The organism is Janthinobacterium sp. Bl 1 (assembly GCF_058215535.1).
The window spans coordinates 1,137,823-1,150,866 of sequence record NZ_CM177086.1 but is presented as its reverse complement, the minus strand read 5'-3'; the positions used below and the strand labels follow the sequence as shown (position 1 = coordinate 1,150,866).

General features: G+C 63.1%; 10 protein-coding genes. 5 read left to right on the top strand and 5 right to left on the bottom strand.

All coding sequences use genetic code 11. The features are described 5' to 3' along the window. Nucleotides 1-75 precede the first annotated feature (75 nt). Nucleotides 76-969 (top strand): ABC transporter ATP-binding protein, encoded by an 894-nt coding sequence (locus tag AC4BCN_RS05210; protein WP_046683456.1) that lies wholly within the window; start codon nt 76-78, stop codon nt 967-969. 10 nt (nt 970-979) lie between these two features. Then, entirely contained in the window at nt 980-4,558 is a 3,579-nt protein-coding gene (locus AC4BCN_RS05205) for an ABC transporter permease/M1 family aminopeptidase (RefSeq protein WP_490492724.1), read from the top strand. Between the two features lie 53 nt (nt 4,559-4,611). Here the strand turns inward: AC4BCN_RS05205 and AC4BCN_RS05200 are convergent, their stop codons facing one another. From AC4BCN_RS05200 to AC4BCN_RS05180, 5 genes are all read right to left on the bottom strand, one after another. Then, nucleotides 4,612-4,995, bottom strand: a complete 384-nt coding sequence (locus tag AC4BCN_RS05200) for a hypothetical protein (RefSeq protein ID WP_139091747.1) — start codon at nt 4,993-4,995, stop codon at nt 4,612-4,614. A 142-nt stretch (nt 4,996-5,137) separates the two neighbouring features. Next, nucleotides 5,138-6,601 carry a catalase gene (locus AC4BCN_RS05195; protein WP_139091748.1) on the bottom strand — a complete coding sequence of 488 codons (1,464 nt, stop codon included), beginning with the start codon at nt 6,599-6,601 and terminating at the stop codon, nt 5,138-5,140. Nucleotides 6,602-6,694: 93 nt separating this feature from the next. Further along, nucleotides 6,695-7,351, bottom strand: coding sequence for a DsbA family protein (locus AC4BCN_RS05190; RefSeq protein ID WP_139091749.1), 657 nt, complete (start codon nt 7,349-7,351; stop codon nt 6,695-6,697). A gap of 20 nt (nt 7,352-7,371) precedes the next feature. Next, complete coding sequence (locus AC4BCN_RS05185; RefSeq protein WP_139091750.1) at nt 7,372-8,241, bottom strand: MBL fold metallo-hydrolase; 870 nt, start codon at nt 8,239-8,241, stop codon at nt 7,372-7,374. Between the two features lie 88 nt (nt 8,242-8,329). Continuing rightward, nucleotides 8,330-9,247: a LysR family transcriptional regulator gene (locus AC4BCN_RS05180; RefSeq protein WP_139091751.1), complete on the bottom strand. Its 918-nt coding sequence runs from the start codon at nt 9,245-9,247 to the stop codon at nt 8,330-8,332. 99 nt (nt 9,248-9,346) lie between these two features. Between AC4BCN_RS05180 and AC4BCN_RS05175 the strand changes: the two genes are divergently transcribed. From AC4BCN_RS05175 to AC4BCN_RS05165, 3 genes are all read left to right on the top strand, one after another. Continuing rightward, nucleotides 9,347-10,036, top strand: a complete 690-nt coding sequence (locus tag AC4BCN_RS05175) for a hypothetical protein (RefSeq protein ID WP_223279002.1) — start codon at nt 9,347-9,349, stop codon at nt 10,034-10,036. 113 nt (nt 10,037-10,149) lie between these two features. Further along, nucleotides 10,150-11,601 (top strand): alkaline phosphatase, encoded by a 1,452-nt coding sequence (locus tag AC4BCN_RS05170; RefSeq protein WP_139091752.1) that lies wholly within the window; start codon nt 10,150-10,152, stop codon nt 11,599-11,601. A gap of 29 nt (nt 11,602-11,630) precedes the next feature. Next, nucleotides 11,631-13,028: an alkaline phosphatase gene (locus AC4BCN_RS05165; RefSeq protein ID WP_490492723.1), complete on the top strand. Its 1,398-nt coding sequence runs from the start codon at nt 11,631-11,633 to the stop codon at nt 13,026-13,028. The last annotated feature ends 16 nt before the right edge of the window (nt 13,029-13,044 follow it).

Here is a 13,044-nt window from a genome sequence, read left to right as displayed (position 1 = left end):
CGTCTTAAATTCAATACAATGCCAGCATAGAGTAGCCCTGTCGCACCGGGCAGCAACGCATGAGTTAGGAGTTGTATGGAATTGCAGATCCGCAAATTGTCGAAGACCTACGCGAATGGCGTAGTGGCGCTGGACAATGTTTCGCTGACGATACCGCCGGGCATGTTCGGCTTGCTGGGCCCGAACGGCGCCGGCAAGTCGACCCTGATGCGCACCCTGGCCACCTTGCAGGAATGCGATTCCGGCTCGATCTTCTTCGGCGACTACGACGTGCTCGACGACAAGGACGAGATCCGCCGCATGCTCGGTTATCTGCCGCAAGACTTCGGCCTGTACCCGAAAGTGACGGCCTACGAGCTGCTCGACCACTTCGCCATGTTAAAAGGCTTGTCGCAGCGGGCGCGCCGGCGCGAAGTCGTCGACGGGCTGTTGCAGCAAACCAATCTGTTCGACGTGCGCCACCAGCGCCTGGGCGGCTTTTCCGGCGGCATGCGCCAGCGCTTCGGCATCGCGCAAGCCCTGCTGGGCGACCCGAAGCTGATCATCGTCGACGAGCCGACGGCCGGCCTCGACCCGCAGGAACGCGTGCGCTTCCACAACTTGTTGTCCGACATAGGCGAAGACAAGACGGTGATCCTGTCGACCCACATCGTGTCCGACGTGGCCGACCTGTGCGCCAACATGGCCATCATCAACAAGGGCCATTTGCTGCTGTGCGGCAAGACCCAGGAACTGATTGACGAAGTCAGCTGCAAGATCTGGGCACGCTTTGTCGACAAGAAAGAGCTGGCCAGCTTCCAGCAGCGCCACGCCGTCATTTCCACGCGTCTGCTGTCGGGCCGTACCCTGATCCACGTCTACAGCGACGACGACCCGGGCGACGGCTTCGAGGAAGCCATCGGCGACCTGGAAGACCTGTATTTCGCCACCATTGCCGGGCGCCACCGCGTCGCCCCGCAGTGCGACTGAGGGGACGGCCATGTTTGCCATCGCCCGCTTTGAAGCGCGACAGCGGCTCAAGCTGCTGTCCACCTGGGTGTATTTCGCCATGTTCCTGGCGCTGGCCATGCTGTGGATGGCGGCGGCCGGCGGCGTCTTCAAGGAAGCGAGCATCAGTTTCGGCGGCAAGTTCCTGATCAACGCGCCGCGCTCGCTGGCGTTCACGTGCAGCCTGCTCGGCTGTTTCGGCGCCGTGGTGGTGGCCGCCATGATGGGCCGCTCGGTGCAGCAGGATTTCGAATACGGCATGCAGCATTTCTTCTTCAGCGCGCCGATCAAGAAATACCAGTACGTATTCGGCCGATTCCTCGGCGCCTATCTGGTGCTGGCCGTGGTGTTTTCCAGCATCGTCATCGGTGCCTGGCTGGGCGCCTGGCTGCCCGGCATCGACCCGGAACGGCTGGGCCCGCAACGGGCGCTCGCCTACCTGATGCCGTATGTATTTACCCTGCTGCCGAACCTGTTCATCTTCGGCGCCATCTTCTTCGTCATCGCGGCTCTCACGCGGCGCATGCTGCCCGTGTACATCAGCTCGGTAGTCATGCTGATCGGCTACCTGGTGGCGCCGTCGCTGGCGCGCGACCTCGACTACAAGACCCTGGCCGCCCTGATCGACCCCTTCGGCACCACGGCGCTGATACGCCTGACGGAATACTGGCCGAACGCGGAGCGCAACACGCGCCTGGTGCCCCTGGAAGGCGTGTACCTGCTGAACCGCGTCATCTGGTCCGGCTTCGCCCTCGTGGCCTTGCTGCTCGGCTACTGGCGCTTCCAGTTCCACGCGACGACGGACGCGGGCGCCACCAGGCGCCGCAGCGAGGGCGAGGCGCCGCAGCGCCTGTCGAACGCCTCGCTATCCACGCAGGAAACGCCCGACTTCGCGCAGCGTAACCTGGCCGCCCTGCTTCTCAAGATGAGCTGGCTGAACCTGCGCGAAACCATCAAGAACATCTATTTTGTCGTCATCGTGCTGGCCGGCGTGCTGACCATGTATGCGGGCGCGCTGGACATGGGTTCCATGTACGGCACGAATACCTATCCCGTGACGGAAAAGGTGCTGGACATGGTCAGCGCCTCGTTCGCCCTGTTCATGCTGATCATTACCACCTTCTACGCGGGCGAGCTGGTGTGGCGCGAACGGGAAGCGGGCACGTATCAGATGCTCGACGCCCTGCCCGTGCCGAACTGGCTGCCCCTGCTGTCGAAGCTGTTGGCGCTGGTCGGCCTGCAAGCCTTGCTGAGCCTGGTCATCATGCTGTGCGGCATGTCGATCCAGGTTTTCAAGGGCTATTACCGCCTCGACCCCGGCCTGTACCTGGAATCGCTGTTCCTGTCGCACCTGCCCTACTATGCGCTGGTGGCCGTGCTGGCCATCTTCGTGCAGGTGCTGATCAATCAGAAATACCTCGCGTATTTCGCCATGATTCTGTACCACATCGCCAGCATCAGCTTTTCCTCGCTGGGCCTGGGCGACCCGCTGCTGCTGTACGGCAGCACGCCGGAAGTCGTGTATTCGGCCATGAACGGCGCCGGCCACTTTGTGTTGCGCGAGCGCTGGTATTTGCTGTACTGGAGCGGCGCGGCCGTCATGCTGACGGTGCTGTCGCTGCTGTTCTGGCCCCGCGGCGCGCAGGACAGCTGGCGCATCCGCCTGCGCCTGGCGCGCCACGGCCTCACGCATGGCGTGCTGGCCAGCTTTGCAGGCGGCGCCCTGATCTTCGTCTTCGCCGGCGGCGTGCTGTTCTACGTTTTCCACGTGGCCAACGATTACCAGTCCGAATTTTCCCGCGATGCGGACCGCGCCAGCATCGAACGCCAGTACCGCAAGTTTGCCGCCACGCCGCAGCCGAGAATCACCGACGTGAAACTCGACGTGGCCATCTACCCGGCGCAGCGCAGCCTCATCGTCACGGGCCGCTATCTGCTGCAAAACAAGACCAGCCTGCCGATCAGCCACATTTTTGTGCAGCAAGACCCGACCGCCACCATGCGCCTGCGTTTTGACGCGCGCGTGCATCCCGGTCTCGACGACGGCAAGCTGGGCTTTTATAGCTACCGCCTGGCCGCGCCGCTGGCGCCGGGCGCCACGCTGGGCCTCGATTTCGACGTCCGCTATGCGCCGCGCGGCATCTTCGGCCTGGGCCAGGACACGCCCGTGGTGGGCAACGGCACCTTCTTCACGAATGCCGTGCTGCCGCACATCGGCTACCAGCCGCAGCAGGAATTGACGGACCCGCGCGACCGCAAGAAACACGGCTTGCCGGCGCGCGAACGGGCCTTGCCGCGCGACGATGTGAAGGGATTGGCCGACAATTACGTCAGCAACGATGCCGACCGCATCAACTTTGACGCCACCGTCAGCACCGTCGACGGCCAGACGGCCATCGCGCCGGGCATGCTGGACAACGACTGGATCGCCAAGGGTCGCCATTACTTCCATTACACGATGGACCAGCCCATCCTGAATTTCTACGCGTTCCAGTCGGCCCGCTACGCCGTCAAGCACGAGCGCTGGCAAGACGTGGCCATCGACGTGTATTACCAGCCGGGGCATGAATACAATCTCGATCGTTTCGTGCGCGGCAGCAAGGAAGCGCTCGAGTACTACACGAAAAACTTCGGCCCCTACCAGCACAAGATCCTGCGCATCGTCGAGTTCCCCCGCTACGCCACGTTCGCGCAATCGTTCCCGAACACGATTCCGTACTCGGAAGGCCTCGGTTTCATCGCCAAGGTGGACGACAAGAACCCGAAGGACATCGACTATCCGTTCTACATCACGGCGCATGAAGTGGCGCACCAGTGGTGGGCGCATCAATTGGTGGGTGGCAACACGCGCGGCGCCACCGTGCTCAGTGAAACCCTGGCCGAATATTCGGCGCTGATGGTGATGAAGAAAACCGTGGGGCCGGCCAAGATGCGCCGCTTCCTGCGCTATGACCTGAATCAATACCTGATGGGACGCAGCGAAGAGCGCAAGAAGGAATTGCCGCTGGCCGAGAATGAAAACCAGGCCTACATCCACTACCACAAGGGCAGCCTGGCCATGTACTTGCTGCAAGATATCATCGGCGAAGACAAGATCAACGGCGTGCTGCGCGACCTGCTCAAGACCCATGGCCAGAAAGGCCCGCCGTATGCGAGCGTGACGGCGCTGATTGCCGGCTTGCGCCAGGTCACGCCACCCGAACAGGCTTATCTGATCGACGACCTGTTCGAGAAAATCGTACTGTTCGACAACCGCGCCCTGTCAGCCACGGCCACCAAGCGCGGCGATGGCAAGTACGCCGTCACCCTCAAGGTGCAGGCGGGAAAATTGACGGCCGGCGAACAGGGAGAGGAACACGACGCGCCGCTGCACGACTGGATCGAGATCGGCGTCGACGATGCGAATGGCCATCCGCTGCTGCGCGAGCGCCTGCGCATGACGGCCCGCCAGGCGAGCTACACCGTCATCGTCGGCAGCCGCCCCGGCAAGGCGGGCATCGATCCCGACAACAAGCTGATCGACCGCAAGCCGGACGACAATATGGTCGCCGTCGAGCTCGAAGAGCCGTGACGAACAATGGCCGCCCGTGCATTCAGGGCGGCCACTTCGGTATTACAGGGGAATCAGCCTGCGGCGGAACGCGTCACCAGGCTCAGGCTGATGCCCATTTCCGTCAGGTGCTGCATGTCGGCCAGCGACAGGTCGAGCGGCGTATCGACCGTGTCATCGCCGTTCAGCTCCAGTTGCAGCTCGGCCACGATGCGCGGCATCGTGAACGTGACGCCGCGCGAACGGCATTCGGCCAGATAGCTGCGTATGCGCGAGGGCAACACTTGCGATTTGGGCGCCTGCGCGATCAGCACTTCAAAGCCGGAATCGAGATGCACGCGATTCGCGCCCTTCGCCTCGCCCTTGCGCCATTGTCGTTCCGGATCGGTGGGCAAGACTTCGAGGATGGATTTGAGCGTGGGGTCGTCCCCATGCACCGACAGCTTCGCGATATTCATATTGCAAGACTTTCTAGTCAGATCAGATCGTCAAGTCTACGCATGGACGGCAAATATGTCCACAAGGCAATATTTAGTATCCGGCTCTAATTTGCGCTGCATCAACAACAGGCGGAACAAGCTTGTTCCGCCTGCAACACTCCTACAGCGCCACGCCACGCGCCTGCAAGGCGGCCCGCACGCCGGCACCGTAGGCGGCATCGGCCCGGTCGAAGTGACCGAGTTGACGCTGCAAGGTTTCCGGCCGCACCAGACTCAAGGGACCAGCCAGGTTGTCGAACAGGTTTTGCTTCGCCTGCGCGGACATCAGGCGGAACAGATTGCCGGCTTGCGTAAAGTCGTCTTCCACGCCGCGCCCATCGTAGCGCGCCGCACCGCCAGCCAGCGCCAGCGCTCCCTCGCCATGGCCCAGCCCTTGCGGCGCGCTGCCTGCCGCCGCCACGTTTGCGTAATTCTGTGCCGCGCCGCCATTGTGGATCGCCATGCCGCCGTCGCGCTGCTGGTTGTGGAAGGGGCAGCGGGCCGCATTCACGGGCAGATGCTGGTGGTTCGTGCCGACCCGGTACAGCTGGGCGTCGTGGTAGGCGAACAGCCTGCCTTGCAGCATCTTGTCCGGCGAGTAGCCCATGCCGGGCACGGCGTTGGCCGGCGAAAAGGCGGCCTGCTCGACTTCCGCATGGTAATTGTCCGGGTTACGGTTCAGCTCGAAAATACCGACCGGCAGCAGCGGGAAGTCCGCGTGCGGCCACACTTTCGTCAGGTCGAACGGATTCCAGCCCGTGCGCTGTTCCCATGCATCGAGTTGCTCCTGCGTCGCCACTTGCAGCTTGACTTCCCACTGGGGAAAATCGCCGCGTGCGATGGCGCCGAACAGGTCGCGCTGCGCGTAATCGGGATCGGCGCCGGCCAGGCGGCCCGCTTCCGCGGCAGGCAGATTCTTGATGCCCTGGCGCGTCTTGAAATGCCATTTCACGTACACGCGCTGGCCGTCGGCATTGATCAGGCTATATGTGTGACTGCCGAAGCCATCCATGTGGCGGTAGCCGTCCGGCGTGCCCCGGTCCGAGAACAGCATGGTGACCTGGTGCAAGCTTTCCGGTGCATGGCTCCAGAAGTCGAACATCATTTCGGCCGATTTCAGATTGCTTTGCGGATCGCGCTTTTGCGTGTGGACGAAATCGGGGAACTTGATCGGGTCCTTGATGAAGAACATCGGCGTGTTGTTGCCAACCAAATCCCAGTTACCCTCTTCCGTGTAGAAACGTACGGCGAAACCGCGCGGATCGCGTTCCGTGTCGGCACTGCCGCGTTCACCGCCGACCGTGGAAAAGCGCGCGAAGGTCGCCGTCTGCTTGCCTACTTCGGCAAACAATTTGGCCTTGGTGTAGCGCGAAATGTCGTGCGTGACGGTAAAGGTGCCGTAGGCGCCCGAACCTTTGGCGTGCACGACGCGCTCAGGGATGCGCTCGCGGTTGAAATGCTGGAGTTTTTCGATCAGGTGGAAGTCTTGCAGCAGCAGCGGGCCGCGGGGGCCGGCGCTGATGGAATTCTGGTTGTCGGCGACGGGAATGCCCGAGGCGGTACTGAATGGCGGCTGTTGGCTCATGGCTGCTTTTCCTTCGTTGTTGACTAATGGAAGCAGTGTAACGAGGTCAACAACAAAGGAAAAGATAATTGATTTTATCGAATCGATAGTTATTTACAATGCGCACCCTTGCGCATCGCACACGCCACCGAGCTGCGCCTGCAACTTCACCGGCTGGCCCAGGAAGCCGCCGATATCGATCACGGACAGCTTGCCGCTACCATCGTCGAGCACGAAGGTAGGAAAGCCCTGCCCGCCCACCTGCGCCAGCAAGGTGCGGCTGGCGTCGATGTGCCGTTGCGTGGCGGCGCCCGCCTGCCGCGCATATTCGGCCTGGAAGGCCGCCCCATCCATGCCCAGCTCTTGCGCCAAGGCCACGAGCACGGGCAGGTCGGCGATGCGCAAGCCGTCCACGTAATGGGCGCGCTGCACGCGCTGCAGCATGTCCAGGCCCTTGCCGGCCAAGGCTTCAGACGCCAGGATGGCCGTGATCGGCGGTTCGGAATCCATCATGGCCGTCGTATCGTTCAGCAAGCCGTTGATATAAGCGTCGCCGAAGGGCTGGCCCGACATTTGCTCGATGCGCCGGTCATGCGGCAGCACATAGCCGCGCCACTCGGGCGTGATCTGGCGGCGATTGCTACCCGTCATCATGCCGCCGCCGTGGAACGCCACCGTCAGGCCAGGCACGGCGCGCGCCGCCTCGACCAGCGGCGCGGCGCCGTAGCACCAGCCGCACAGCGGGTCGAAAATGTAGTGCAGTGTGGGCATGTGAGCCTCCTGGTTGCCGCTTACCATTTCATTTCGCCTTTGGCGACTTTTGCACTGGTTTCTAAAGCGCCATCGAGGCCCAGCTTCGGATAGCGCATTTTCATCGCCTCGATCAGGGCGGCCGAATTGGCGGCCTTGGCCGTTTCCTCTTCAAACGTCACCAGGTAGTCGCGCGTAAAACCGATGCTGTCCGGCGTCAGGGGCGAACCGACCTTGAAGTGGCCAGGCACGACGGTGACGGGTTTCAGGGCGGCGATGCCGTCGAGGGTCTTGAGCCAGTCCTGGCGCGATTGCGCGCTTTGCGTATCGGCCGTCCACACGTGCAAATTGCCAAACAGCACCACGCCGCCGACGACGGCCTTGATCGATGGAATCCACACATAGGTGCGCGCTGGCGTCGGGCCGGCGATGTCCAGCGACTGGCCTTCCAGGGCGATGCGCTTGCCCGTCAACGCTTCCGGAATGACGATGCTTTTCGGCGCATTGTCTTTCAGGATCGGGCCCCAGTAGGCGACCTTGGCGTCAGCCTTGCGGCGAATTTCCGCGACGGTTTCAGGCGTGGCAACGATTTTCGCCTGCGGGAACGCGGCCTTGATCACGTCGAGGCCAAAGTAAAAATCGGGATCGCTGTGGCTGATGTACACGGTCGTCAGTTTCTTGCCGCTGGCGCGAATCTTCTCCACCAGCTTTTGCGCTTCGGCGCGCGAAAACTGCGCATCGATCAGCACGGCGTCATGCTTGCCCGCGACCAGCACGGAAGCGACGGGGAAGATGGCCTCTTCGCCCGGATTGAATACTTCCAGGGTCAGAGGAGCGCTGGCGGCGGCCGAGGCGGCGCCGGCGGCAAACACGGTGGAAACAAGAACGCTGCTGATGGTTTTGGAGAACATGATCTGCCTTCACAAGATGATTGGGATGACTGCATCTTACGTTGCTCAATCCGGTAGAAAAACCCGTTAAAGCGCAATAGTTTGTTGCTCAATTCGGATGAATTGCCAACTGCCGCGCCAAGGCGTGCAGCCACTCCCCCGCCAGCGCGCCATCCCACACAAGCAGGATTTTTTCGCTGCAATCGACGCTGCCGGCCAGTTCGACCTGCAGCAAATCGTGCGCACGCACGGCGAAGTCGGGCAGGTAGGCCAGCGCCCGGCCGGACTGCACATAGCCCAACAGCAACTGCACATCGTCGCTCCAGTAGCGGATGGTGCGCCCGGCCACGCCGCGCCAGCCATCGGCATGGCGGCCACGCTCCTCGCCGCACAGCAAGGAGTGCGTCGGGCTGGCGAAGGCGTGCGGCGAGACATCCTGCATGCCGCAGCGCACGGAGGCGCAGGCTGCCGGCACGCCGCGCGCCAGCACATGGCCGCGCCCGGCCGCCAGCAGCATGCGCATGCTGCCCAGCGCCGTGCTGTGCCAGGTGGCGGGCCAGTCGGCGCCGCGCCGGGCGATGGCGTCCTGCGTTACGAGTGCCGCATGGCAATCGCCACGCGCCAGGGCCGCCAGCGCCGCATCCTCGAAAGCCGGTTGCAAACGCACGCTGGCCTGCGGATAGGCGTCCAGCGCCGCCGCCAGGGTGTCCGCGTGGCGCCACAGCAGCAAGGCGGGGCCGGCGATGCGGCCATCGATGGCGCCCCGCTCGCCCATCACGTCCAGGCGCGCCTGTTCGGCCAGCGCCAGCAAGGTGCGCGCACGCTCGAGCAGCAAACGGCCGCTGTCGTTGAGCAGCAATTGCTTGCCGCTCCGGTCAAACAGGGGCGCGCCCATGTCCCCCTCCAGACGGCGCAAGGCTTTCGACACAGCTGATGGCGTCAGGTGCAATTCCAGCGCCGCCGCGCCCAGGGTCGGCTGGCGCGCGGCGCTGCAAAACACGCGCAGGTCGGCAAGGCTCATGTTCATGATGATTTCCAAACAGGACACAAAAAGTGAAAAATGGTTGCTGTACTGTCCATGATACCGCCCCTATCATCGTTGCATTCCAACTCATCGATGAAACCCATGCTGCGCACCCTCTTCCTTTCTCTGTTCCTGCTCACCTCCAGCCTCGCCCACGCCGCGCCCCTGACCTGGGGCCTGCACGGCATGGTGCTGTTTGGCGGCAAGCAAGGGCTGTATGCCTCGCACCTGCCGATGTTCCATGCGCCGCACGATTACCAGGTGGTGCTGCAAGTGCGGCTGGCCGACCCCGTCCTCGATGCGCGGCTGCGCCGGCAGCTCGATGGACATACGGCGCTATGGACCCTCGAACCGGAACACTTCGAGCTGGCGCGCTTGCTGCCGGCCGCGCCGCTGCCGCTGCGCCAGTTCCAGGCGACGGTAGTCCGCGGACACTTCGAGAAGGATGGAAAAGCCGAACCCGGCTACGGCGCTGCCGCCATCATCGTCGAGCGCGTCCTGCTGATGCGCCAGCTGTCGCCGGCCCCCGCCACGCACGCCAGCGCGCGTTACCTGCAGGTGGGCGACGGCACGCAGCGCTTCCTCGTCAAGCGTATCGACAGCCGCCCCGATTTCGAGCATATCGCCGCCTGGACCAGCCCCCGGGATGCGCCGCACGGCGACGTCGTCGTGGCGAAAACCGGCGTGCAGGAAACTCCTGCCGCCAGCTTGCAAGCGGCCTTGCGCGCACAACTGGGAAAAACGGCCCGCTTGCGCGGCACGGTGTACTTTTCCACCGAGGACGTGCGCTAAAACAACACGCCGCGCGGACGCGCATCCACGTGTCAAATGTGTCACAGCGTCATGATGGCGTCACATTGGATTGTTATCTTGCCAGCTCTTTCAAACCTAGCCGGATGAACCACATGACACGCAGAAAAATTTCCGTCGCTGGCTGCAGCGTCGCCATCACCCTGATGCTGGCCGCCTGCGGCAGCGATGCAAAAAAAGAAGAGGTAGTGGCTGAAGCGCCGCCGAAAAACGTCATCTTCTTCCTCGGCGATGGCATGGGCCTGACCACCATGACGGCCGCGCGCATCTATTCCGTGGGCGAAGAAGGTTCGCTGACCATGGACACCCTGCCGGAAACGGCCTTCGTCAAGACGTTCTCGAACGACGCGCAAGTGACCGATAGCGCGCCATCGATGGCCGCCTACATGACCGGCGTCAAGATGAACAATGAAGTCATCTCGATGTCGGCCAACACGGTCGCCATCGATCCGGGTACGGATGCGAACGGCAACAAGCTGGTCAACAAATGCGGCACCGGCAACGGCACGCCCGCCACCACCTTGCTGGAACTGGCCAAGGCCAAGGGCTTCGCCGCCGGCGTCGTCAGCACGGCGCGCGTGACGCACGCCACGCCGGCCGCGACCTACGCGCACATCTGCCACCGCGACCTGGAAAACGATATCGCCGCGGCCCTGGTGCCTGGCGGCACGGGCTACAACAGCGCGCTGGGCACGGCCGGCCTGGACGTCGTCCTCGGTGGCGGCGCGCAATTCTTCAAGCCGTTCAAGGATGGCGGCAAGCGTTCCGATGGCCGCGACCTGCTGGCCGAGCTGAAAGCGAAGAGCTACACGGTCGCCAACACCGCCACTGACTTCAAGGCCGTCGATGCGGCCAAGACGGAGCGCCTGTTCGGCGTCTTCACGTCCAGCCACATGAGCTACGACCTGGACCGCGATGCGGCCAAGGAACCTAGCCTGGCGGACATGACCACCAAGGCCATGGACGTGCTGGCCAAGAACAAGAAGGGTTATTTCCTGATGGTCGAAGGCGGCCGCATCGACCATGCGCTGCACGAAACGACGGCCAAGAAAGCGCTGCAAGACACCGTCGCGTTCGACAACGCCATCAAGGCCGCCATCGACAAAGCCAAGCTCACCGATCCGACCCTGGCCAATACCCTGATCGTCGTCACGGCCGACCATGACCACACCCTGGTGCTGAACGGCTACGCCAAGCGCACGGGCAAGACGGCTGCCGGCAACCCAGGCGTACTGGGCGTGGTGAAGAACTATGTGACCGGCGCTGTCGAGAAAGACCTGGACGGCGCACCGTATTCGATCATCGGCTTCGGCAATGGCGAAAACCGCACGCAAGCTAGCCGCGCCGCCATGGCCAGCCTCGATGAAACCGTCACCAGCGCCAACAATTACCACCAGGAAGCGGTGATCCGCACGGCGGCAGGCAACGAAACCCACGGCGGCACGGACGTCTTCCTGGGCGCCATCGGCAAGGGTTCGGAAACCTTCCTGGGCACCATCGACAACACCAAAGTATTCGGCCTGGTCAAGACGGCCGGCGGTCTGTAATCCCCAAGACATCAACATTGGACAAGCACATGAAACTTGCATTTAAACTCTCCTTGCTGACCACGCTCGTGGCCGCCAGCGTTGCCAGCGCCTACGCCGCCGACGCCAAGAACGTCATCTTCTTCCTCGGCGACGGCATGGGCCCGTCCGTCGTGACGGCGTCGCGCATCTACAAATACGGCGAAGACGGAAGCCTGACGATGGACACGCTGGAGCGCACGGCGCGCATCAAGACGTTCTCGAACGATGCGCAAACGACGGACAGCGCGCCATCGATGGCCGCCTACATGACCGGCGTCAAGATGAACAATGAAGTCATCTCGATGGCGCAGGAGACGATCGCCAAGGAACCGGGCCGCGACGCCAATGGCAACCTGGGCGTGGACAATTGCCCGGCCGGCGGCAAGAGCGTGCCGACCATCCTGGAACTGGCGAAAGCCAAGGGCAAGGCCGTGGGCGCCATCACCACCACGGAACTGACGCACGCCACGCCGGCGACGACGTTCTCGCACATCTGCAACCGCAATGCGCAATACGCGATCGCCGCGCAAGCGACGCCAGGCGGCGCGGGCTACAACGCGGCGCTGGGCGATGGCGTCGACGTGCTGATGGGTGGCGGCCGCAACCACTTCACCCCTTGGTCGACGAGCAACAAATACGGCCGCGTCGATGGCCGCAACCTGCTGACGGAATTTGCCGCCAAGGGCTACACCGTGGCCGCGACGAAAGCGGAAATGGCGGCGGCGCCAAGCGGCAAGAAATTCATCGGCCTGTACAGCACCCGCAGCCACCTGGAATATGAACTGGACCGCACAGCCACGCCGCCGCTGGGCGAAGGCGCGACCCAGCCTAGCCTGTCGGAAATGACCCTCAAGGCCATCGACTTGCTGTCGAAAAATACGAACGGCTACTTCCTGATGGTCGAAGGCGGACGCATCGATCACGCCTTGCACGGCATCAACGCCAAGCGTGCGCTGACGGACACCATCGCCTTCGACGACGCCGTCAAAGCCGCCATCGCGAAGATCAGGGAAACCGATCCGAAGCTGGAAAATACCCTGATCGTCGTCACGGCCGACCATGACCACACGCTGGCCTTCAACGGCTACGGCAAGCGCGGCAACAATATCCTCGACATCAACCGCGGCTACAAGGATAACCAGCCGAGCAAGGATGCCGATGGCAATACCTACACCACCCTGGTATTCGGCAATGGCCCGAACCGCCCTGCCCTGCGCAGCAACGTCGACAGCGCCACGGCCCTGAAAGACAACTACCTGCAAGAAACAGGCGTGCGCCTGGCCAGCGAAACCCACGGCGGCGGCGACGTCAAGCTGCTGGCCACGGGCGCCGGCGCCAAGACCTTCAAGGGCACCCTGGACAATACCAAGGTGTTTGACTTGCTGAAGGCAGCGTTCGGCTTCTGATCCACATCAACACGGT